At 65.4% G+C, this 21,843-nt stretch carries 24 protein-coding genes and 1 pseudogene; 10 read left to right on the forward strand and 15 right to left on the reverse strand.

Features of this window, described 5'->3' with window-relative positions; translation table 11 throughout:
- Nucleotide 1 precedes the first annotated feature (1 nt).
- The gene (locus tag EJI01_RS13200; RefSeq protein ID WP_126837595.1) at nt 2-316 is read right to left on the reverse strand and encodes an ArsR/SmtB family transcription factor; all 315 of its coding nucleotides are present in this window, start codon (nt 314-316) and stop codon (nt 2-4) included.
- Nucleotides 317-422: 106 nt separating this feature from the next.
- Nucleotides 423-1,346 (reverse strand): LysR substrate-binding domain-containing protein, encoded by a 924-nt coding sequence (locus EJI01_RS13205; protein ID WP_126837596.1) that lies wholly within the window; start codon nt 1,344-1,346, stop codon nt 423-425.
- Between the two features lie 102 nt (nt 1,347-1,448).
- Between EJI01_RS13205 and EJI01_RS13210 the strand changes: the two genes are divergently transcribed.
- From EJI01_RS13210 to EJI01_RS13220, 3 genes are read left to right on the forward strand one after another with little or no spacing between them, the layout of a single operon-like run.
- Complete coding sequence (locus EJI01_RS13210) at nt 1,449-1,829, forward strand: RidA family protein (RefSeq protein WP_126837597.1); 381 nt, start codon at nt 1,449-1,451, stop codon at nt 1,827-1,829.
- Between the two features lies 1 nt (nt 1,830).
- Nucleotides 1,831-2,295 (forward strand): (2Fe-2S)-binding protein, encoded by a 465-nt coding sequence (locus EJI01_RS13215; RefSeq protein WP_126837598.1) that lies wholly within the window; start codon nt 1,831-1,833, stop codon nt 2,293-2,295.
- The gene (locus EJI01_RS13220) at nt 2,292-4,463 is read left to right on the forward strand and encodes a xanthine dehydrogenase family protein molybdopterin-binding subunit (RefSeq protein ID WP_126837599.1); all 2,172 of its coding nucleotides are present in this window, start codon (nt 2,292-2,294) and stop codon (nt 4,461-4,463) included. Before EJI01_RS13215 ends, EJI01_RS13220 begins: the two co-directional genes overlap by 4 nt.
- 70 nt (nt 4,464-4,533) lie before the next feature.
- Here the strand turns inward: EJI01_RS13220 and EJI01_RS13225 are convergent, their stop codons facing one another.
- The 4 genes from EJI01_RS13225 to EJI01_RS13240 all read right to left on the reverse strand — a co-directional run bounded on the left by EJI01_RS13225 (nt 4,534) and on the right by EJI01_RS13240 (nt 6,642).
- The gene (locus tag EJI01_RS13225; RefSeq protein ID WP_126837600.1) at nt 4,534-4,815 is read right to left on the reverse strand and encodes a DUF3606 domain-containing protein; all 282 of its coding nucleotides are present in this window, start codon (nt 4,813-4,815) and stop codon (nt 4,534-4,536) included.
- A 168-nt stretch (nt 4,816-4,983) separates the two neighbouring features.
- Nucleotides 4,984-5,316: a hypothetical protein gene (locus tag EJI01_RS13230; RefSeq protein ID WP_126837601.1), complete on the reverse strand. Its 333-nt coding sequence runs from the start codon at nt 5,314-5,316 to the stop codon at nt 4,984-4,986.
- Nucleotides 5,317-5,458: 142 nt separating this feature from the next.
- Nucleotides 5,459-5,695, reverse strand: a complete 237-nt coding sequence (locus EJI01_RS29665; protein ID WP_126837701.1) for a dihydrofolate reductase family protein — start codon at nt 5,693-5,695, stop codon at nt 5,459-5,461.
- A gap of 110 nt (nt 5,696-5,805) precedes the next feature.
- The gene (locus tag EJI01_RS13240) at nt 5,806-6,642 is read right to left on the reverse strand and encodes a sterol desaturase family protein (RefSeq protein ID WP_126837602.1); all 837 of its coding nucleotides are present in this window, start codon (nt 6,640-6,642) and stop codon (nt 5,806-5,808) included.
- Nucleotides 6,643-6,797: 155 nt separating this feature from the next.
- Between EJI01_RS13240 and EJI01_RS13245 the strand changes: the two genes are divergently transcribed.
- Entirely contained in the window at nt 6,798-7,877 is a 1,080-nt protein-coding gene (locus EJI01_RS13245) for an AraC family transcriptional regulator (protein WP_126837603.1), read from the forward strand.
- A 22-nt stretch (nt 7,878-7,899) separates the two neighbouring features.
- Here EJI01_RS13245 and EJI01_RS29285 read toward each other — a convergent pair whose 3' ends face one another.
- Complete coding sequence (locus EJI01_RS29285; RefSeq protein ID WP_260602437.1) at nt 7,900-8,055, reverse strand: hypothetical protein; 156 nt, start codon at nt 8,053-8,055, stop codon at nt 7,900-7,902.
- 59 nt (nt 8,056-8,114) lie between these two features.
- Here EJI01_RS29285 and EJI01_RS29290 point away from each other — a divergent pair.
- From EJI01_RS29290 to groL, 4 genes and pseudogenes are all read left to right on the forward strand, one after another.
- A pseudogene (locus EJI01_RS29290) lies at nt 8,115-8,162 on the forward strand (hypothetical protein); the annotation flags it as partial.
- Between the two features lie 113 nt (nt 8,163-8,275).
- Nucleotides 8,276-8,614 (forward strand): rhodanese-like domain-containing protein, encoded by a 339-nt coding sequence (locus EJI01_RS29065; protein ID WP_260602438.1) that lies wholly within the window; start codon nt 8,276-8,278, stop codon nt 8,612-8,614.
- A gap of 436 nt (nt 8,615-9,050) precedes the next feature.
- On the forward strand, nt 9,051-9,341 hold the full coding sequence (locus EJI01_RS13255; RefSeq protein WP_126837604.1) for a co-chaperone GroES: 291 nt from the start codon (nt 9,051-9,053) through the stop codon (nt 9,339-9,341).
- Nucleotides 9,342-9,366: 25 nt separating this feature from the next.
- Nucleotides 9,367-11,022, forward strand: coding sequence for a chaperonin GroEL (gene groL, locus EJI01_RS13260; RefSeq protein ID WP_126837605.1), 1,656 nt, complete (start codon nt 9,367-9,369; stop codon nt 11,020-11,022).
- A gap of 78 nt (nt 11,023-11,100) precedes the next feature.
- Here groL and EJI01_RS13265 read toward each other — a convergent pair whose 3' ends face one another.
- The 3 genes from EJI01_RS13265 to tal all read right to left on the reverse strand — a co-directional run bounded on the left by EJI01_RS13265 (nt 11,101) and on the right by tal (nt 14,025).
- Nucleotides 11,101-11,439 (reverse strand): DUF805 domain-containing protein, encoded by a 339-nt coding sequence (locus EJI01_RS13265; RefSeq protein ID WP_126837606.1) that lies wholly within the window; start codon nt 11,437-11,439, stop codon nt 11,101-11,103.
- An 85-nt stretch (nt 11,440-11,524) separates the two neighbouring features.
- Nucleotides 11,525-13,075 carry a glucose-6-phosphate isomerase gene (gene pgi, locus EJI01_RS13270; RefSeq protein ID WP_126837607.1) on the reverse strand — a complete coding sequence of 517 codons (1,551 nt, stop codon included), beginning with the start codon at nt 13,073-13,075 and terminating at the stop codon, nt 11,525-11,527.
- Nucleotides 13,072-14,025 (reverse strand): transaldolase, encoded by a 954-nt coding sequence (gene tal / locus EJI01_RS13275; RefSeq protein ID WP_126837608.1) that lies wholly within the window; start codon nt 14,023-14,025, stop codon nt 13,072-13,074. The genes pgi and tal overlap by 4 nt, the downstream gene beginning before the upstream one ends.
- A 106-nt stretch (nt 14,026-14,131) precedes the next feature.
- On the opposite strand from tal, the gene EJI01_RS13280 reads away from it, so the two are divergent.
- Nucleotides 14,132-14,803 (forward strand): lipocalin family protein, encoded by a 672-nt coding sequence (locus tag EJI01_RS13280; protein ID WP_126837609.1) that lies wholly within the window; start codon nt 14,132-14,134, stop codon nt 14,801-14,803.
- Here EJI01_RS13280 and EJI01_RS13285 read toward each other — a convergent pair.
- Complete coding sequence (locus EJI01_RS13285; protein WP_126837610.1) at nt 14,749-15,414, reverse strand: HAD-IA family hydrolase; 666 nt, start codon at nt 15,412-15,414, stop codon at nt 14,749-14,751. The two genes, EJI01_RS13280 and EJI01_RS13285, sit on opposite strands and share 55 nt — an antisense overlap.
- Nucleotides 15,415-15,548: 134 nt before the next feature.
- Here EJI01_RS13285 and zwf point away from each other — a divergent pair, with 134 nt between their 5' ends.
- Complete coding sequence (zwf, locus tag EJI01_RS13290; RefSeq protein WP_126837611.1) at nt 15,549-17,018, forward strand: glucose-6-phosphate dehydrogenase; 1,470 nt, start codon at nt 15,549-15,551, stop codon at nt 17,016-17,018.
- Nucleotides 17,019-17,127: 109 nt separating this feature from the next.
- Here zwf and EJI01_RS13295 read toward each other — a convergent pair whose 3' ends face one another.
- From EJI01_RS13295 to EJI01_RS13310, 4 genes are all read right to left on the reverse strand, one after another.
- On the reverse strand, nt 17,128-18,132 hold the full coding sequence (locus EJI01_RS13295; protein ID WP_126837612.1) for an ABC transporter ATP-binding protein: 1,005 nt from the start codon (nt 18,130-18,132) through the stop codon (nt 17,128-17,130).
- Between the two features lie 55 nt (nt 18,133-18,187).
- On the reverse strand, nt 18,188-19,180 hold the full coding sequence (locus EJI01_RS13300; RefSeq protein WP_126837613.1) for an ABC transporter ATP-binding protein: 993 nt from the start codon (nt 19,178-19,180) through the stop codon (nt 18,188-18,190).
- A 19-nt stretch (nt 19,181-19,199) separates the two neighbouring features.
- Nucleotides 19,200-20,111, reverse strand: a complete 912-nt coding sequence (locus EJI01_RS13305; RefSeq protein WP_126837614.1) for an ABC transporter permease — start codon at nt 20,109-20,111, stop codon at nt 19,200-19,202.
- Nucleotides 20,112-20,237: 126 nt separating this feature from the next.
- Nucleotides 20,238-21,821, reverse strand: coding sequence for an ABC transporter substrate-binding protein (locus tag EJI01_RS13310; protein ID WP_126837615.1), 1,584 nt, complete (start codon nt 21,819-21,821; stop codon nt 20,238-20,240).
- Nucleotides 21,822-21,843 lie beyond the last annotated feature (22 nt).

Here is a 21,843-nt window from a genome sequence, read left to right on the forward strand (position 1 = left end):
GTTACTCTCCTTCGAGTTGTTTCTTCATGTCGTGCAGCAGGCTGAGCCGCTGGCGTTCGAATTTGCGCACCCACCGCTCGTAGACCTCGTGCAGCGGCACCGGGTTGATGAAATGCAGCTTCTCCCGGCCACGCCAGACGGTGCTCACCAAATTGGCCGCCTCGAGGATCCCGATGTGCTGGGTGGCCGATTGGCGCGCCATGTCCAGGTGCTCGCAGAGCTCTCCCAGCGTCTGCCCGTTCCGCTCGTACAGCAGGTCGAGCAGCTTTCTGCGCGTCGGGTCGCCCAGCGCCTTGAATACCTTGTCAGCGTCCATCGTTGTGTTTGTGCGTGAGGGAATTATGTGCAGGCAAATACCTGCATGTCAAGCAGCGCTTCGGCGATTGCTTGACTCTTCTGCGGACATCAAAAAGGAGCGGGAATCAGCTTGCATCGGACCGGCGCTCAGGCGCGTGCGCTTCCGACGTCTTGCGAAACGCCATGGCCTCGTTCATCAACCAGTCCGCCAGCGTACGCGCGGCCTGGTTTCGCGCAGCTCGCTTGGCCAGGATCAAGTGATAGCCGGCGGCCAGCGGCGTATGCCGCGGCCAAACTTCCAGCAGGCGGCCCTCGCGAATATCGTTGTCGGCCAGTACGACATGGCCGATGGCGATGCCGAGGCCGGCGACGGCGGCAGTGAGCGTTGCCTCGGTGTCCTGCAACTTCATGTTCCGGGCACTCGCCAAGTTTCCCGCATCGCAGGCCGCGAGCCATTGAGGCCACTTGCTGCTTCGCAGAGAGTCATGCAGCCACGGGAACCGATCCATGTCGCCGATGCGCGCGAGCCGTTGGCCTTCCAGCAGCCGGGGTGAAGCCACAGGAACGAGACTGTCATGCATCAGAAGCTGTGCACCGGGCCAGGAACCGTCCCCGTAGTGGATCGCGAGGTCGAAGCGCTCCTTCCGAAAGTCGGCATCCCAGATCGACGTGGCCAGCTCGATCTCGACCTCGATGCGCGCGTGTTGCAGCCGCGTCAGCCGGGGAATGAGCCAGCGTGAAGCGAACGATGGCATGGCCAGCACCTTGACCGTCGGTCGCTCGCCGGCACTGGCGACTCGCATCGCGCCATGATCCAGCTCATCGAGCGCGCGATTGACTGTCTCGAGGTACAGCTCGCCTGCCGCAGTGAGTTGCACGCTGCGATGGCCGCGCAATACCAGCGTTTGCCGCAAGCCTCCTTCCAGAGAGGCCATGTACCGGCTTATCGCCGATTGAGCGCAGCCGAGATCGCGAGCGGCGGCGGTGAAGCTGCCGCAGCGCGCGACCGCGCGAAACACTCGCAGAGCGGTGATCGAAATTTCATTCATGTGTCATGCCAAAGTTGGATGGCATGAGATGAGCAAAGCGCATCATCCGAGACGCCTTTCGCATGCCTAATGCCATTCTCTGATAAAGCCGCAGGAGCTCCCATGTTGAAAGTGCATACGCCACCGGACATCTTCACGCCCATCGGCCCCTACGCCCAAGCCGTCGAGGCCACCTCAGTGAATCGGCTGCTTTTCATCAGCGGCACGATGGGACTGGAGCCCGACGGCAGCCTGGCCGGCGACTTCGAGGCTCAAGCCACCCGCGTCTGGTCCAACATCGACGCAACGCTGAAGGCAGCCGAAATGGAGCGCTCGAACCTCGCGAAGCTCACCATCTGGCTGGCGAACCGGGAGGACTGGCGTCTGGGGGCGGCAATTCGCCAGCGCTATCTCGGTGACCACAAGGTGGCGATGTCGGTGGTCGAGGTCGGTCTGGTCGATCCGAACTGGCTGATCGAAGTAGAAGCGATCGCGGTGGCTTGAGATGCTGAACTTCGAACTGAACGGCCAGCGGACTGAACTCGACCTGCCGGGCGACATGCCGCTCCTTTGGGCGCTGCGCGACGTGGTCGGCCTGACTGGTACCAAGTTCGGCTGCGGCATGGCGTTGTGTGGGGCATGCACCGTGCATCTCGACGGCGCGGCCATCCGCTCCTGTCAGACACCGCTTTCGGCGGTCAGCGGCAAGCGCGTCACCACCATCGAGGCGATCGGACAGACGGCGCTGGGCCGCCGCGTGCAGAAAGCCTGGCTCGAAGAGGAGGTGGTGCAGTGCGGGTACTGCCAGTCGGGCCAGATCATGTCGGCCTGCGCGCTGCTCAGCCAAACGCCCAAGCCCAACGACGCCGAGATCGACTCGGCGATGTCCGGCAACATCTGCCGCTGCGGCACCTACTCGCGCATCCGCGTGGCCATCCATCGCGCGGCTGATGCAGGGGGCAAGGCATGAACGCTTCTTCGCACGACATTTCGCGACGGGTCTTCCTGGCCGCTGGCGGATCGCTCGCACTTGGCGTTGCATTCAACAGTGCGCTGGGAGCGGACGCACGAGCCGCCACTGAGAAGCCCTCTCCCTTCGAACCGAACGCGTTCATCCGAATCGATCCCGACAACACCATCACGCTGACCATGCCGCGCGTGGAGATGGGCCAGGGAACCTACACGGCCTTGTCGATGTTGGTCGCCGAGGAACTCGAAATCCCGCTCGCTCGCGTCAAGCTCGCCCATGCGCCGCCCGACGCTGCCCGCTATGGCAATCCCCGAGCCGGCGGCGCACAGATCACCGGGGGCTCCAACTCTGTTCAGGGTGCCTGGGAGCCGCTCCGAACGGCAGGCGCGATGGCGCGCGTCATGCTCGTAGAGGCGGCGGCGCAGGAATGGCGTGTCGCGGCAGCCGAGTGCCGCGTGCAGGACGGCATCGTGATCCACGCGTCCAGCGGTCGGCAGCTCAGCTACGGGCAACTCACCCAGCGCGCAGCCGGCTTGCGGTTGCCGCAGCAAGTCACGCTCAAGTCACCGGAAGCCTTCAAGCTCATCGGGCGTCCGCTCAAGCGCCTCGATGCGGCCGACAAGGTCAGTGGTCGTGCGCGGTACGGCATCGATGCGAGGCTGCCGAAGATGCGCTATGCCGCTGTTGCGGCAAGCCCCGCTCTCGGCGGCAAGCTGGTGAGCGTGGACGATCGGGCGGCACTGGCCTCGCCAGGCGTGCGCCAGGTGGTACGCATCGACAACGCTGTGGCGGTGATCGGAGATCACTCCTGGGCCGCGAAGCAGGGGCTCGCAGCGTTGAAGATCGTCTGGGACGACGGGCCGGCGGCGAGCGTCTCGACTGCCAGCATCCGCAAGGGCCTGGAGGGCGGTCTCGCGCGGCAAGATGCCGCTGTGGCGCGTGCGCAGGGCGACGCAGATGCGGCGCTGCGCGATGCCGCCAAGCGACTCACGGCCACCTACCATTCGCCGTTTCTCGCTCACGCGGCAATGGAGCCCATCAACTGCACCGTGGACCTCCGTGCGGATGGCTGCGACGTCTGGGTGGGCACGCAGGCGCCGACGCGCGCTCGCGACGCCGCGGCGCGCGCATCGGGACTGGCGGCCGACAAGGTCCGTATCCACAATCACCTGATCGGCGGCGGGTTCGGACGCAGGCTGGAAGCCGACTACGTCGAGCAATCGGTGGCCCTGTCGCGGAAGGTGCAAGGTCCAGTTCAGTTCATCTGGTCGCGAGAGGAAGACATTCAGCACGACATCCTGCGGCCGGCCTATGTCGACCAGCTCAGTGCGGCCATCGATGCGCAAGGTCGCCCGACCGCCATCGCTCACCGGGTGGTCGGCTCGTCCATCGTGGCTCGTGTCGCACCGGGCCTGTTTCGCAATGGCTTGGATCATGATGCGGTCGAGGCTGGGTTGGGCCCCTATGAATGGCCGACGTCCAGGCTCGACTATGTGCGCGAGGAGCCGCCGGCGGGCCTGGTCACGGGTTGGTGGCGCGGCGTGGGGCCGACGCACAACTGCTTCGTGGTGGAGAGCTTCGTGGACGAATTGGCTTTGATGGCCGGCGGGGATCCCGTGTCCTACCGCACGGCGTTGCTGCCCGAGCGTTCACGCGCTCGTTCGGTCTTGGAACTGGCGGTGCAAAAGGCGGGTTGGGACGCTCCCTTGCGCCCCGCGGCGGCCAAGGGGGCCAAGCGAGGCCGCGGTGTCGCGGTGCTGGCCGCGTTCGGCAGCTATCTGGCCCAGGTGGCCGAGGTCACGGTCGACCCTTCTGGCGACATCGCCGTCGACCGTGTCGTGTGCGCTGTGGACTGCGGCATGGTCATCAACCCCGACACGGTAAAGGCTCAGGTGGACGGTGGCATCCAGTTCGGCGTCTCCGCGGCCCTATGGGGCGAGATCACCATCAAGGCCGGCCGCGTCGAGCAAAGCAACTTCCATGACTATCGGCTCCTGCGGCTGTCAGAGGCGCCCGAGGTAGAGGTTCACATCCTGCCCAGCCGGGAAGCGCCTGGGGGTATTGGCGAACCGGGTACCTCCGTTGTGCTGGCCGCCATTGCGAATGCCGTGTCGGACGCCACCGGTCAACGGGTGCGTAGCCTGCCTCTGCGCCCCAACTCGGCTTGAGATGGCGTGCCTTCCCTCCAAAAGTTCTTACGTGGACTTCCAGGCACAGGGCTCGCGAGAAAGGGGTTTTTCACACATCATTGAATTCTCCAGGGCGAAAAAGCGGGTCACCGGCCGCAAGCGCCTCGCCCGGGTAACCGACCGCCTTCACGGCGGCTCGCAACTCGGCTTCGGTGCAGCACAGACTCATTGCCCAATCGCGGATTTCATCGTTGTGCTCGAGCGAAATGAGATTGGCGACGGCCGTCACCGCCTCGCGCAGTTCCGCTTCGGTGCAGCCTAGGCTGCTTGCCCGTCGGCGAATCTCATCGTCTTGGTGGAGAGAGAAGAGCTTGTCGGCGTCGTCTGCCATTGGATGGCTCCCTGTTGTTCAAACACTTTTCGAGCGAACCATGCGCGCCAAGGTAGACCACCCCCGCGTTCTTCTGACCGTCAGTTACCTACATGAGTCTCGACACACTGCGGCGCCAGTCGTTCGCTTTGAGATCGCGAGAGACCGCGCGCAAACTCGACCGCAGTTCTAGGGCCGAACGACGATGTGCGGCTGAATGACTACTGCTGGCGGTTCGACGATCACTCCAGGCTGCGGAGCGTAGTAAGGCGCATCGTATTGGCGAGCGCGCGCTGAGCGTCCCTTGCACTTTCGCTCCTCCTTGTACTCGCCGCCCTTTTCCCATTTGCGCTCAACCTTGCATCGACCGTCCCAGTACTCTTCCTTGTATTCGCGGTCTCCGTGCCGACCCTTGCCGCGGCCGTGGCCGCTCTCGTCTTTGTGCGGGTCTGCCATTGCGGGAACAACCAAGCCTGTAGCGAGCAGAGCAGCCAGGGCAAAGGGGCGTAGCAGGTGCTTCATGGTGGATCCGGAATGTGATTTCTTACCAGATCGTACCCCGGTGCATTGGCACGAGCGTCCGACATGACGTGGAGGCGCTGTAATCCGGGCCTGACGGGCGACGGCGTCTTTTCGAAGCTGCGGGACCGCTTACTCGCGGCAGCTACCAGAGGTCGACCCCGAGTCGCACCTTTGGTAGGGGACCGCCAGGCCGGCAGGTGTTGAGGAGGACGCCCCTTGGCGTGTTCCGCGTTGCAACCAGAGAGAGACCACGTGGCGGGACGCCGTTTTCAAACAGCTGCTTTCCTTCGCCGAGCACCAACGGAAAGACCCAGATGCGATATTCGTCGACGAGTTCGGCGGCGATCAGCGTCCGCGGCAATTCGCTGCTGCCCCAGATTGCAACGCCGACCCATCCGAAACCTTCAGCCGGCGGACCTCGTCGACGACATCACGACACGTTGGACTGCTTGTTCACGCTACTTTGAATTTCCCGCCAAGTTGTTCAACTTACTTTGAATTTTCCCTCCCTCGCGGCTGGCCGGCGGCCGTTGTGAAGGACGCTTGCGCTATTTGATGAACTACTTCGCGCAGCCGCCCTCGGTAGTCGGGATGCTCTGTGCCGCCAATGCGATCCCACCAAGTGAAGTAAAGGCCAAAGTTGTATCGGCCGTGTGCGTGATGGAGGTCGTGGTGCAGCGTTGTCGTCATCCAGCGCCCCCACCACCCGGCCAGCCAGCGCCCCGGCACCAACTCGATTCCGGCATGTCCGAGGACGTTACGCGCGATCATGTGCACCAAAAAGACAAAGATGGCCAGGGGATGCAGCGGCAACACGGCGAGGACCAGGGTGAGAAATACCGCATGTATGACAGCTTCAGCAGGCGCAAAGCTGTAGGCGGCCCAAGGTGTGGGCGCCACCGAGCGATGGTGCACGCCATGGATCCAGCGGAACCACCTTGGCCGGTGCATGAGGCGGTGCGTCCAGTAGAACCAGGCGTCGTGCAGTACGACCAGCCCAGCCAGGCTGGCCAAAAGGTACATCCATCCCCTGTCGTTCACCGCGGTGTAAATCTGCAGCCAACCGAGTTTGGCGCCGGCGAAGATGACGACACCATTCATAGAAAAGATCAGAACGGTCAACAAGGAGAAAGAGAGTTCCCGCCCTTGCTGGCCGGCTTCGGGCTGGCGCAATCGCACGCGGCGCAACACCGCCCAGTCGGGTGGCAACAGCGAAATGACCAGCGCCACGAATGAAGTTGGGATCACGTAGCGCAACAGGTCGGCCACAAAGATGGCCGGCCACGCATCAAGCATGATGAAGGGGTTGAAACAGACAGCTGACATGGGGGCCCTCGGTTGGTCACGAACGCAGACACCGTAGGTCCGGCAGCGACGGGCGTCTCACTGGTTCTTTGTCAGGTCTCGCCGTTTGTTCGAATCGCATAGCTTCTGCAGGATTCGGCTAGAAAAGAGGCCTTCGCGGTATCACACTGCAGACCATGCCGATCGATGCCCCCTTCGTCCTGCGCACCTTCGCGCTGTCCCTGACGCTGGTGTTGGCGATGGCGACGTTGGGCGCGCGGGGGCGCGCACGTGCCGCGCTGCTGCCATTGCTTGTTTGCATGGCCGCCTATCTCATGCGATCGGCGCCGCAGGCGCTGATGCTGCCGCCCGCGCTGTTGCCGGTCCTGACGGCGGGCGCGCTACTCTTCCCGGTGGCGTTTTGGTGGCTCGTGCGTAGCGCCTTCGAGGACCGTGCTGACCTGCCGTGGCCAGCCGGACTGGCCGCCCTTGCCTTGTTGCTTGTTGGTCTGTCCTCGGCGGGTCGCGACTGGAGTTGGACGTTCAGCATGGATAGCACTGCGCGAACTGCGCAGAAGGCCATTGCGGGCAGTTTTGTGCTGCACGCGCTATGGCAGCTGTGGAGCACTCGGGTCGACGACTTGGTGGCTGGCCGACGTCGGCTGCGCCCATGGCTGCTGGCCTACATCGGCCTGCACGGGTTGGCTGTGCTGGGTGTCGAGTTGCTGCGGCGCGACATGTCGCCGCCTCCCTGGCTCGATGGCTTGAACGTCGGTGTCATTTCAGTTGCGCTTGCCGTCACGCTTGCTGCGATGCTCCGCCTGGATGTTCACGCGCTAGAGACCTTATTCGGTTCACCCTCCGCCTCCTTCGCTGTCGTGGCGGATCGCGCGCCGCAGCCTGCCCTTGATCCTGACGCCGGGCATGTTGCCCAGTTGCAGCGATTCATGAGCGATGAGCGGTTGTATCGGGACCCGGACCTGTCGCTCGCGAACGTGGCCACGCAGCTGCGACTGCCGGAGTACCGACTGCGCGACCTCATCAATCGTCGGCTCGGCTACCGGAACTTTCCATCCTTCGTCAACGAGTACCGGTTACGTGAAGTCGAAGCCCGGCTCGCCGATCCTTCCTGCGACCGCCTGCCGGTGCTGACACTCGCGCTGGAGGCAGGCTTTGGCTCCATCGGCCCGTTCAACCGCGCGTTCAAGGAGCGCTACGGCGTGACGCCAACCGCTTACCGCGGGGGTCGGAGTGCCCCCCAGCAAGCGGCCGGCTGAACGACGGCGCGGCGGTGCTCATTCATGCTTTTGAAATTTGATTGCGAAGGCGGTGCAGCTGCTCGGTGCGGCGCTTGGCCGCCAGCCACAGCAGCGCCACGAGGAAGCCAAAGCGTCGCCCCACGCGCGCCATCCGCATCGACGCGGGGAACGTCATCATGGCCGTGCCAAGGAACATGGTCGCAATTGGCAGCGTGGCCCACTGGGCACCCACATCGGCTTGATCTGGTTGAAGCGATGGCGCAAGGCGCCAGGAGCGTCGAGGATCTCGCGGAGGCCACGCACCTGACCCTCGCAAATGCGTCGCGCCACCTTCAGTTGTTGCGGCGTGTGCATTTGGTTGAGGCGAATCGGCAGGGCAAGCGCGTCTTCTCAGCCTGGCCGGCGACGCGGAGATCGTGTCTTTGCTCAAGGCCCTGGGGTGCGTTGCCGAGCGCAACGTGGCCGAAGTTCAGGCTGTCATGCGCGACTTCTTTCAGAGAGATTCGCTGGAAGCCGTGTCCAGAGCTGAATTGGTGGAAAGGCTCAAGGAGGGCGCGGTCACCGTGCTCGATGTTCGCCCGGAAAGTGAGTTTGCGCTGGGTCACGTGCCGGGTGCGATCAATGTCCCGATTGAACAACTCGAGCGCAGGCTAGCGGAGCTCCCCATCGGTCGCGAGATCGTCGCGTATTGCCGCGGACACTACCGCGTCATGTCTTTCGAAGCGGTGGCGGCTCTGCGGAAGAAGGGCTACTGAATCCGTCGCTTGGAAGACGGATTCCCTGAATGGAAGACGGCAGGCCTCAAAGTCGAAGCTGCCGCTTGAATGTCGGTGTCGGCGCTCAGTCCGCCGTACGCCCCCACCTGCTTCCCAATGGCGGCGGGCGTGAGCGCCCGCTCAAATTAGGCTGCAGTTGCCGCTGCTGCCGCCCCTCTTCTGTGTCGGGCAGCTTCGCCCGCCGGGCCGGCGCGGCGGGGTAGGGAAAGTTCAAACTAAGTGCAAAAAATTCAAGGTAAGTTGAAAACCGACAACCGACAGCGTTCCGCAGAGGGGGCCCTTGAAACCCCGCCAAATGCCCTTATGATTAGCACTCGCTGAAGAGGAGTGCTAACAAGCCCCCGCCTCCAGTGACTGGGTAGCCGGCAACCATGCCAGCGCCCGAACCAAACCCCGTTTCTATCCAGGAGATGCAATGAAACTTCGTCCTTTGCACGATCGCGTGATCGTCAAGCGCATTGAAAGCGAAACCAAGACCGCCTCGGGCATCGTGATCCCCGACAACGCCGCCGAGAAGCCCGACCAGGGCGAAGTGCTGGCCGTCGGCCCTGGCAAGAAGAACGATAAGGGCGAACTCGGCGCGATGAGCGTCAAGATCGGCGACCGCGTCCTGTTCGGCAAGTACAGCGGCCAGACCGTCAAGGTCGATGGCGACGAACTGCTGGTCATGAAGGAAGACGACCTGTTCGCGGTCGTCGAGAAGTAATTCAACCGAATCTGGAGTAATCAAAATGGCAGCAAAAGACGTAGTCTTCGGCGGTGAAGCCCGCGCACGCATGGTCGAGGGTGTCAACATCCTGGCCAATGCCGTCAAGGTGACCCTGGGCCCCAAGGGCCGCAACGTGGTGCTCGAGCGCTCGTTCGGCGCCCCGACCGTGACCAAGGACGGCGTGTCCGTGGCGAAGGAAATCGAACTCAAGGACAAGCTCCAGAACATGGGCGCCCAGCTCGTGAAGGAAGTGGCTTCCAAGACTTCGGACAATGCCGGCGACGGCACCACCACCGCGACCGTGCTGGCCCAAGCCATCGTTCGCGAAGGCTTCAAGTACGTAGCCGCCGGCATCAACCCGATGGACCTGAAGCGCGGCATCGACAAGGCGGTCACCGCCCTGGTCGAGGAGCTGAAGAAGGCTTCCAAGGCCACCACCACCTCGAAGGAAATCGCGCAAGTCGGCTCGATCTCGGCCAACAGCGACGAAACCATCGGCAAGCTCATCGCCGACGCGATGGACAAGGTCGGCAAGGAAGGCGTGATCACTGTCGAAGACGGCAAGTCGCTTGACAGCGAACTCGACGTCGTCGAAGGCATGCAATTCGACCGCGGCTACCTGTCGCCCTACTTCATCAACAACCCCGAGAAGCAGTCGGCGTTGCTGGAAAACCCCTTCGTGCTGCTGTTCGACAAGAAGATCAGCAACATCCGCGACCTGCTGCCCACGCTGGAGCAAGTCGCCAAGGCCGGCCGTCCGCTCTTGATCATTGCCGAAGAAGTCGAGGGCGAAGCCCTGGCGACGCTGGTGGTCAACACCATCCGCGGCATCCTGAAGGTCGTGGCCGTCAAGGCACCGGGCTTCGGCGACCGCCGCAAGGCCATGCTGGAAGACATCGCCATCCTGACGGGCGGCAAGGTCATCGCTGAAGAAGTGGGCCTGACGCTCGAGAAGGTGACGCTGGCCGACCTGGGCCAGGCCAAGCGCATCGAAGTGGGCAAGGAAAACACCATCATCATCGACGGCGCCGGCGCTGCAGGCGACATCGAAGCCCGCGTGAAGCAAGTGCGCGTGCAGATCGAGGAAGCCACGTCCGACTACGACCGCGAGAAGCTGCAAGAGCGCGTGGCCAAGCTGGCCGGCGGCGTGGCCGTGATCAAGGTCGGCGCTGCCACCGAAGTCGAAATGAAGGAAAAGAAGGCCCGCGTCGAAGACGCCCTGCACGCCACCCGCGCTGCAGTGGAAGAAGGCGTGGTGGCCGGCGGCGGCGTGGCGCTGCTGCGCGCCAAGCAAGCCGTGGGCGACAAGCTCAAGGGCGACAACGCCGACCAGGACGCCGGCATCAAGCTGGTGCTGAAGGCCATCGAAGCGCCGCTGCGCGAGATTGTCAACAATGCCGGCGGCGAAGCCAGCGTGGTGGTCAATGCCGTGTACGCCGGCAAGGGCAACTACGGCTTCAATGCCCAGAACGACACCTACGGCGACATGCTCGAGCTGGGCATCCTGGACCCGACCAAGGTGACCCGTACCGCGCTGCAGAACGCCGCATCGGTCGCTTCCCTGCTGCTGACGACCGAAGCGATGGTCGCCGACGCACCGAAGGACGAGTCCGGCGCCGGCGGCGGCGGCATGCCCGACATGGGCGGCATGGGTGGCATGGGCGGCATGGGCATGTAATGCCTGCCCGGCCTCCGGCCAAATAGAAAAACCCCGCAGCGCAAGCCGCGGGGTTTTTTTACGTTTGCGAAGCCAGGCTCAGGCAGCGGCGAGCGGCGGCGCTCCGTACTCGTTGCTCTCGGACTGGCTGGGCTGGACCATGAAGTACAACAGCACCAGGCCCACCAGCGGAATCAGACCGATCAGCAGCCACCAGCCGCTCTTGCCGATGTCGTGCAGGCGGCGCGCGCCAGCCGACAGCAGCGGCAGCAGGAAGGCGAGGATGACCACGAGATAGACGATCTCGTGGATGAGGCCCGCCACGACGGCCACGATAACGTAGGCGAGTACGAACCACCAGTACTCAGAGCGCGATCCACGCCCCGAAAAGTCCAGGTACTTGCTGAAGCAAGTCTGAATGGCTTGTTGAAAATTCATCGAACAACTCCTCTCGATAGTTCCCCGGGAAAACTCCCGCGGCCATCATAAAGGGCGGTTCACCGGCTTTGGTGACACCTTCTCGCTAGCGCAGGCGGGCGAGCAGGCCGGCCGTGGAGGGGTCGAGGCCGCGGGTGTCGCCCGAGGCCAGGCGCGGTTCGATGTCCCGCGCCAGCACCTTGCCCAGCTCGACGCCCCATTGATCGAAGCTATTGATGCCCCAGAGCGCGCCGCTGGTGAAGACCCGGTGCTCGTAGAGCGCGAGGAATGCGCCGAGCGACTCGGGCGTGAGCTGCTCGAAGACGAAGAAGCTGCTCGGCCGGTTGCCCGGGAAATTGCGGTGCCCGCCCTCGTCGCGCTGCCCGACCATGAGTGCCTGCGCTTGCGCGAGCGCGTTGGCCAGCAGCTTGGGATGGTGTCCCTCGAGATCGTGTGCCGCATCGCGCACGGCGATGAATTCCAGCGGGATCACGTCCGTGCCCTGGTGCAGCATCTGGAAATACGCGTGCTGCCCGTTGGTGCCGGGCTCGCCCCACAGCACGGGCGAGGTGCCGAAAGGCAGCGCCTGGCCGCCGGCATCGACACGCTTGCCGTTGCTCTCCATTTCGAGTTGCTGCAGGTAGGCCGGCAGCCGTTGCAGCGCGCTGTGGTACGGCGCGATGCTGCGGCTCGCGAAGCGATGGAAGTTGCGGTACCAGACATCGAGGAGGCCCAGGCGCACCGGCAGGTTCTGCGCCAGCGGGGCGGTGCGGAAATGCTCGTCCATCGCGTGGGCGCCGGCGAGCAGGCGGCGGAAGCCGTCGGCGCCGATGGCCAGCGCGATCGGCAGCCCGATGGCCGACCAGAGCGAATAGCGGCCGCCCACCCAGTCCCAGAAGCCGAAGCTCGTCTCGATGCCGAAGGCGCGTGCGGCCTCGACGTTGGTGGTGAGTGCCGCGAAATGGCGCGCGATGTCGACGCTGCCCGACTGCTCGAACCAGCGTTTGGCCGATTGCGCATTGGCCATGGTCTCGGCCGTGGTGAAGGTTTTCGAGGCGACCAGGAACAGCGTGTGCTCGGGTGCCAGGTCGCGCAGCACGCGCGCGAGTTCGTGGCCATCGACGTTGGAGACGAAATGGAAGCGCTTGCCAGGCGCCACGAACTGGTCGAGGGCGCGCACCGCCATTTGCGGACCGAGATCGGAGCCGCCGATGCCGATGTTGACCACGTCGGTGATCGTGTGATCGGCCCGCACGTCATCGGCATAGGCCAGCATCGCGGCCAGCGTGGCGTGGACATCGGCCAGCGCGCTCGTGAGCCGCTCGGGCACCGGCACGGATGCCGGGCTTCTTAGCAGCGTGTGAAGCACGGCGCGGTCTTCGGTGGCATTGATGTGCTCGCCGGCGAACATCGCATCGCGGTGCGCTTCCAGGCCTGCCTCTTGTGCGAGCGCCTGCAGCAGTTCTTCGGTCTCCGTGTCGATGAGGTTCTTCGATAGGTCGGCAAAAAGATGGGGCGCCGACTGGCTGAACGTGCCGAACCGCTGCGGATCGGTGGCGAAAGCCTGCCGCAGGTCGAAGCCGCGGCCGGCAGCATCGTAGTGCGCCTGCAGCCGGCCCCAGGCCGCCGTGCGATCGCAGCGCGTCTTCATCGTCATGCAACCTCCTCCATGAGTTTCTCCAGCTTCACCGCATCGGCCGCAAAGGCGCGAATGCCCTCGGCAAGCTTCTCGGTGGCCATAGCGTCCTCGTTGAGGGCGAAGCGGAAGGCCGGCTCGTCGAGCCTGAGCTGCGGAATGTCGAGCGCCTTTGCGGCCTCGGCGTCGAGCGCATGCGCGAGCGGCGCTTCGCTGGCGGCGAGTTCGGCCAACAGCTCGGGGCTGATGGTCAGCAGATCGCAGCCTGCCAGCGCGGCGATCTGCCCCACATTGCGGAAGCTCGCGCCCATTACCTCGGTCGCGATGCCGTGCTTCTTGTAGTAGTCGAAGATCTGGCGCACCGACTGCACGCCCGGATCGTTGGCGCCCGAACGCGCCGCCTCGTCCCAGCTGCCGCCGGCCGTTTTCTTGTGCCAGTCGTAGATGCGCCCGACGAAGGGCGAGATCAGCTTCACGCCCGCCGCGCCGCAAGCCACCGCCTGGGCGAACGAGAACAGCAAGGTCAGGTTGGTGTGGATGCCCTTCGCCTCGAGCCGGCGCGCGGCCTCGATGCCTTCCCAGGTGGCGGCGATCTTGATCAGCACGCGCTTCTCGACTTCGATGTCCTCGGCCCGGTAGAGCGCCACGATGCGCTCGGCGCGTTCGACGGTGGCGGCGGTATCGAAGCTCAAGCGCGCATCGACCTCGGTCGAGACGCGGCCCGGGATGAGCGAAAGGATTTCGGTGCCGAAGCGAACCAGCAGCCGGTCGATCACCTCGTCGACGGCCAGGCCGGCGTGCTTCTTGACCGCTTCATCGAGCAGCGGCCGGTACTCGGCCTTCTGCACGGCCTTGAGGATCAGCGAGGGATTGGTGGTGGCGTCCCGGGGCTTGAACTGGGCCAGCTGGCGGAAATCGCCGGTATCGGCCACCACGGTGGTCCATTGACGGAGGGCATCGAGTTGGTTCATGCGGCCATTATCCCGCCGCAAAACTACAGTCCGTGTGGTCTTCGGCTGACGGGCCCCGGCAAGGCCAGCGACTAGCGTTCGCTGATCGCCCGCCGGAGGAATTCCCATGCTTTTTCGCAGACGCCACGCACCGCCACCGCCCGCCGCATTCGACGATCGCACGCACAGCGCGTCGATCGGTACCTTGGCCACGGCCTTTTGCGTGGGCGGCGTGCTGACCCTGCTCGCGCTCCAGACCGCCAGGGCGACGCGCACCGAACGCGTGGCGGGCCCCGCCGACGGCGCGCCGCTGATGCGCGCGCCGCTCCAGGTGGTTGCGCCGGTCGACCTGCAGCGCTATGCCGGCCTGTGGCACGAACAGGCTCGCCTGCCCAATCGCTTCCAGAAGCAGTGCGCGGGCCCGGCGACGGCCGAGTACACGCTGCTGGGCGATGGCCAGATGGAGGTTCGCAACCGCTGCATCCTGGAAGACGGCAGCTTCGACGAAGCGATCGGCGTGGCGCGCGTGGCGCCGGTGGCCGGCCAGCCGGGCGCCGGCCGGCTCGAGGTCCGCTTCGCGCCCGAATGGCTCGCCTGGCTGCCCGCCGTCTGGGGCGACTACTGGATCCTGAGGCTCGACCGCGACTACCAGGTCGCGCTGGTCGGCACGCCGGACCGCAGGTACCTCTGGGTGCTGTCGCGCGCGCCGCGGCTGGACGACGTCGCGCTCGACGCCGAGCTCGACTACGCGCGCTCGCTGGGCTTCGACGTCGACAAGGTCGAGCTGATCGGCAGGTAGGCCCCGAGCTGCGCCGGCAAGGCGCTGGGCCTTTCGCAATGGATGGCCTGCCAGCCGAGTTCGCGCGCCGCCAGCACGTTGGGCAGCGAGTCGTCGATGAAGACCGTGTCGGCAGCCGCGAGCCGGTAGCGCGCGGCCAGCAGTTCGTAGATCTCGCGCTGGGGCTTGATGATGCGCACGTCGCCGGAAAAAATGCCGCCGTCGAACCAGCGGAAAAAGGCGTGGCGCTCTTCGAGCACGCGCGCATAGGGCGCCGGCATGTTGGAGAGGTAGTAGAGCCGCAGCTTCTCGCCCGCATCGCGGCGCGCGCGCAGCCCATCGAGCAAATCGACGGTGACGGCGATCGGCTCCAGGCGCTCGCCCATGGGCGCCAGCGCTTGGTTGAGGCGGTCGAGCGGCAGCGAAAGGCGCAGCGCCATCCGACCGATGGCATCGTCGAGGCTGTGCGTGCCGCGATCGAAACCCAGCCAGTCTTCGTGATGGAACATCTCGCGCGCAAGCGCATGCGCGGCCTCGGCCGTGGGCGCCAGGTGCACGAACTCCGCATGCACCAGCGACACCGGTTCCCAGCTCAGCAGCACCGCGCCGAGATCGAACACCACATTCTTCATACCGTCGAGTCCAAGAAAAAAGACCTCCGCGGGCCGGCTCGAAGCTTACGCGAAGCCCTCGGGGCCCGAGCGGTCCATTACCATTCACAGGCAGGCGTTCCTGCTCGGCATTTCATGACAACACGGATGAATCCATGAGTTTCGATCTTGTCCTCTTCGGCGGTACCGGCGACCTTGCATGGCGCAAGCTGATGCCGGCGTTGTTCCAGGCCTTCCGGCACGGCAGCCTGCCCGAAGACGGCCGCATCATCGGCGTGGCGCGCGACGATCTTTCCGACGACGGGTACCGCGAGCTGATCCAGTCGCGCTTCGAGGCAGTCGAGGGCGCCAAGCGGCCGACGCCCGAGGAGTTCAAGAAGTTCGCCTCGATGCTGTACTTCCTGCGCATGGACCTGTCGAAGGCCGAGGACTACGCCAAGCTCGCCGACCTGCTGAAGACCCGCGACGCCGGCACCGTCGTGATGTATCTCGCGACGGCGCCGGCGCTTTTCACGCAGGTGGTGCAACAGATCGCCGCGGCCGGACTCAACGGCCCGCAGACGCGCGTCGTGCTCGAAAAGCCGCTGGGCCACGACCTGGCGTCGAACCGGGCCATCAACAAGGCCGTGTGCAAGGTGCTGGACGAGCACCAGGTGTTCCGCATCGACCACTACCTGGGCAAGCCCTCGGTGCAGAACCTGTTCGCGATGCGCTTCGGCAACGCGCTGTTCGAGCCGATCTGGCGCCGCGAGCACATCGCAAACATCCAGATCACGATCGCCGAAGACCTCGGCGTCGAGAAGCGTGGCGCCTTCTACGACCAGACAGGCGCACTGCGCGACATGGTGCAGAACCACGCGCTGCAACTGGTCTGCGCGATCGGCATGGAGCCGCCGATCAATGCCCATGCCGACGCGATCCGCGACGAGAAGCTGAAGGTGCTGCGCGCGCTGAAGCCGTGGACTGCGGAGTCGATCAGCCTGCACGCGATCCGCGGGCAGTACACCTCGGGCACGGCCTACGGCGAGCGCGTGCCGGGCTACCGGGACGAGCCGGGCGTCGATCCGGAAAGCCGTACCGAGACCTTCGTCGCGCTGCGCACCGAGATCGCCAACTGGCGGTGGGCCGGCGTGCCGCTCTACATCCGCACCGGCAAGCGGCTGGCGTCGCGCGACGCGCGCATCGAGGTCAACTTCAGGCCGACGCCGCATGCGATTTTTCGCGCCCCGCCCAGCGCGGTCAACAAGCTGGTGATCAACCTGCAGCCCAAGGACGGCCTGGAGCTGCACATGCTTGCGCAGGCGCAGGACAACCGCCAGCGCAACGGCAACCGGCGTGCCGGCCCGCAGCTCGCGCCGGTGCAGCTGGACCTGGATTTCGACAAGCGTTTTGGCGCCGAGCGCGTGGGTGCCTACGAACGGCTGCTGCTCGACGTGATCGACGGCCGGCTCAACCTGTTCGTGCGCAGCGACGAGCAGGAAGAGGCATGGCGCTGGGTCGAGCCGCTGATCGACAGCTGGGCCTCGGACGGCGTGCCGCGCCCTTACGCAGCGGGTACCTGGGGGCCGAGCGCATCGAGCGCGATGATCGCGCGCGACGGCTTCGCCTGGAGCGAAGAACAGTAGTGCCCACCCCCAGGCTGCGCGCACTTCGTGTCGCTTCGCCAACCCCCTTGCAGGGGGCAACACCTGCGGCCCGGCGGAGCCGGATCCGCGGTGTTCCTGGAATGGGGTGCTAGATCCGGCCTTCCTCTACGGCGTGGCAGGCCACCTGCACGCCGCGCAGCATCTGCAGTGGCGGCCGCTCGGCCTTGCAGCGCGCGTTGGCATGCGGACAGCGCGGATGGAAGGTGCAGCCCGTGGGCGGATTGAGCGGATTGGGCACCTCGCCCTGCACCGGCGTGCGTCGCTCGCCCGCGTGCTTCATCTTCGGGATCGCCTCCAGCAGCATGCGCGTGTAGGGGTGCTGCGGTTCGCTGAAGAGCTTGCTCTTGTCCGCCACTTCGACCAGCCGGCCCAGGTACATCACGCCGACCTGGTCGGCCACGTGGCGCACCACCGCCAGGTTGTGCGAGATGAAGAGGTAGGTCAGGCCGCGCTCGCGCTGCAGGTCCTTCATGATGTTGAGCACCTGCGCCTGCACGCTCACGTCCAGCGCCGAGGTGGGCTCGTCGCACACCAGGAATTCGGGCTGGGTGGCGAGCGCGCGCGCGATCGAGATACGCTGGCGCTGGCCGCCGGAGAACTGGTGCGGGTACTTGACCATGTCCAGCGGGCTCAGGCCGACGGATTGCAGCAGCTCGCCCACGCGCGCCTTGAGCGCCGGGCCTTCCTTGAGGATCTCGTGCTCGCGCAGCGGCTCGCCGACGATGTCTTCGACGATCCAGCGCGGGTTCAGGCTCGCGTAGGGGTCCTGGAAAATCATCTGGATGCGCCGGCGCAGCTTGCGCCCCTCGGCGGTCTTGAAGGCGGCATGCGCGTCCTGGCCGTCGAAGTGCATGCCGCCGCGGGTGGGCTCGTACAGGCCCACCAGCAGGCGCGCGACGGTGCTCTTGCCGCAGCCCGATTCGCCGACCAGCGCGAGCGTCTTGCCGCGCTCGATGGAGAAGCTCACGCCGTCGACGGCATTGAGCAGCACCCGCGGCTTGCGTTCGAGCACGCGGTTGAGCCAGGGCGGGGAGACGTCGAAACTCTTGGCGAGATCGTTCGCCTGGACCAGTGAGCTCATCGTGGCGCTCATTGGGTAACCTCCGCGCTGCGCGCTGCGGTATTCGCCTTGGGAACGGCCCGGCGGCTCATGCGGCAATCCCGTCGATCGGCGCCGCGCTGTGCGCAGCGTGCAGCCAGCAGGCAGCGCGGGTCGCGCCAGCGTTGAGCAGGTCGGGCCGCTCCTCCAAGCAGCGGTCGAAGACGCGCGGGCAACGCGGGTTGTAGGCGCATCCGCGCGGAATGGCATTGAGGCGGGGCATTGCGCCGTCGATCTGGTTGAGGCGCGCGCGGTCCATCGTCATGTCGGGGATAGCGGCCATGAGGCCCGAGGTATAGGGGTGCGCGGGCTGGTGGATCACCTCCTGCACCGGGCCGACCTCAGCGATCCGCCCGGCATACATCACGGCAACGCGGTCGCAGGTCTCGGCGATCACGCCCATGTCGTGCGTGATGAGCATCACCGCCGCGCCGCGGTCCTTGCAGATCTTCTTGAGCAGCTGAATGATCTGTGCCTGGATCGACACGTCCAGCGCGGTGGTGGGCTCGTCGGCGACGATCAGCTTCGGCTCCGCCGCCAGCGCGAGCGCGATCACCACGCGCTGGCGCATGCCGCCGGAGAACTGGTGCGGATAGTGGTCGATGCGCTGCGCGGCACCCGGGATTCCGGTGTCCTGCAGGAGGCCGATGGCGCGCCGGCGCGCTTCGTCCTCGCCCACGGGCAGGTGCGTGCGGATGGTCTCCATCAGCTGCCGCCCGATGGTGTAGAGCGGGTTCAGCGAGGTCAGCGGATCCTGGAAGATGGCGCCGATCTTGCGGCCGCGGATGTGGCGCATGGCCTCGTGGTCGAGGTTGTCGATGCGCTGCCCTTCGAGCCGGATCTCGCCGCTGGCGATGCGCCCCGGGGGCTCGAGCAGGCCGATGATGGCCGCGCCGGTGAGCGACTTGCCGGCGCCGGATTCGCCGACCACGCCGAGGATCTCGCCGGGCGCGATCTCGAAGGAGATGTCGTCCAGCGCACGCAGGGTGCCGCGCCGGTGCGGGAATTCGACGACCAGATGGTTGACTTGAAGCAGGCTCATGTGCGGTGCTCTACCTTCTTCAGCGCAAGCGCGGGTTGAGCGCATCGCGCAGCCAGTCGCCCAGCAGGTTCACGCTGAGCGCGATGAGCACCAGCATCGCGCCGGGGAAGACCGTGATCCACCATTCGCCCGAGAACAGGTAGTCGTTGCCGACGCGGATCAGCGTGCCCAGCGAGGGCGAGGTCGGCGGCACGCCGACGCCCAGGAAGGACAGCGTAGCTTCGGTGATGATGGCCGTGGCCACCTGGATGGTCGCCAGCACCAGCACCGGGCCCATCACGTTCGGCAGCACGTGGCGCACCATGATGCGCCAGGGCGACACGCCGGTCACGCGAGCCGCCTGCACGTACTCCTTGTTGCGCTCGACCAGCGTGGAGCCGCGCACGGTGCGCGCATACTGCACCCAGCCGGTGAGCGAGATCGAGATGATCAGAACACCGAAGGCCACCGAATCGTGCGCGTTCGGAAACATGGCACGGCCGACGCCGGCGATCAGCAAGGCGACCAGGATCGGCGGGAAGGACAACATCACGTCGCACACCCGCATCAGGAAGGCATCCAGCCAGCCGCCCCAGAAGCCCGCGAGCAACCCGAACAGCACGCCGACGATGACGGAGAGCATCACGGACACGAGACCGACGACCAGCGAGATGCGCGCGCCGTAGATCAGCGCCGAGAGAATGTCTCGGCCTTGGTCGTCGGTGCCGAGCAGGTACTTGCGCGTGCCTTCGGCCTCCCAGGCGGGCGGCAGGCGCGCATCCCCGAGCTCGAGCGCGGCCAGGTCGAAGGGGTTGTGCGGCGACACCCAACCGGCGAACACCGAGCAGAAGATGCAGACGAAGGCGATTGCGGCGGCCAGCATCGCGACCGGCGAGCTGCGGAAGCTGTGGCCGACATCACTGTCCAGCCAGAGGGCTAAGGTTTTTTTCATCAGGTGGTGGAAGCGAAATCCGCGGGGCGCGGACTAGGCCGCCGCCGGGCCGCCCCACGGCGGCCGAGCCTCCCCCTCGGGGGTGGCGAAGCACACGAAGTGGCAAGCCGGGGGGCCGTCATTTTTTTATGGCTTGATGCTCATCCACTTGAAGAACATGAAGTTGTCGGCCAGCTGCGTGAGCTCGACCTTCTTGCTCACGCCCCAGGCGAGCGACTGCTGGTGCAGCGGAAGGTGGCCGATGTCGTCGGCGTGGATCTTGAAGGCCTCCTTGATCAGCTCGTTGCGCTTGGCCTTGTCGGTTTCGGACTGGATCTTCTTCGTGACCTCGTCGAGCTTGGGATTGCAGTAGGCGCCGAGGTTGAACTGCCCCGTGCCCTTCTCGTCGGGGCAGGCCGTGAGCGAACTCAGCGCGTTGTGCGCATCGTAGGTGGTCGGCGTCCATCCCAGCAGATAGAAGCTGGTATCGCGGCGCAGGATCTTCGGGAAGTAGGTGCCCTTGGTCTCGGTGGCGAGATTGATCTTGACGCCGATGCGCGCCAGGCTCGCGGCCACGCTCTGGCAGATCTGGCCGTCGTTCACGTAACGGTCGTTCGGACAGTTCATCGTGACCTCGAAGCCGTTCGGGTAACCGGCCTCGGCCAACAGCTTCTTGGCTGCCTCGGTGTCGTAGGGCAGGCGCTTGTCCTGCTCGGCGTTCCAGCCGTTGACGCCGGGACCGACCATCAGCGCGGTGGGGCGCGAGGCGCCGCGCATCACCGTGCGCTGGATGCCGTTGATGTCGATGGCCTGGTAGAAGGCCTGGCGCACGCGCTTGTCCTTGAACGGGTTCTTGCCCTTCACGCTGGAGTACTGCAACTCGTCGCGCTTCTGGTCCATGCCCAGGAAGATGGTGCGCAGTTCGGGTCCTGCGATCACGCGGGCGTTGGGGCTGCTGTTGATGCGCGCCACGTCCTGGACCGGCACCGGCTCCATCACGTCGACCTCGCCCGAGACCAGCGCTGCGACGCGCGTCGCCGGGTTGGCGATAGGCGTGAAGATGATTTCCTGCGCGTTGCCTTCGATCTTGCCCCAGTAGGTGCCGTTGCGAACGAACACGCTGCGCACGTTCGGCTGGCGCTCTCGCACGCGGAACGGGCCCGTGCCGTTGGCCTTGAACGAGGCCGTGTTCTCGATGCCCTTGCGACGATCGACCGGGTTGACCGCCTGGTTGGTCTCGCACCACTTCTTGCTCATGATCATGATCTGCGTGATCACGTCCGGCAGGATCGGAAAGGCACCGATGGTCTCGATCTCGATCGCCGAATCGCCGACCTTGCGGACTTCCTTGATCTCGCTCACGTGGGCCTTCATGTCGGAGCCTTCGCCCGCAGCGCGACGGAAGCTGAACACCACGTCGTCGGCAGTGAACGGCGTGCCGTCGTGGAACTGCACGCCCTTGCGCAACTCGAAGCGCCACACGGTCGGCGAGCTCTGCTTCCACGACGTCGCGAGCAATGGCGCCAGGCTCAGGTCCTTGTTGCGTCCGACCAGGGTCTCGTAGACATTGGAAGTCACCGAGAGCTGCAGCGATTCGTTGAGCGAATGCGGATCGAGCGAGAGCGCGTCGCCCTGGTTCGCGATCCGGATGGTCTGTGCGCTGGCCACCAGGCTCAGGGCGCTCAGCACGGACAGGACGGCCGCTGCGGCCAGTTGTTTCTTCAGATTCATGAGAAGCACTCCTCGGGTTGAA

It is taken from the genome of Variovorax sp. MHTC-1 (assembly GCF_003984645.1).
Classification (GTDB): domain Bacteria; phylum Pseudomonadota; class Gammaproteobacteria; order Burkholderiales; family Burkholderiaceae_C; genus Variovorax.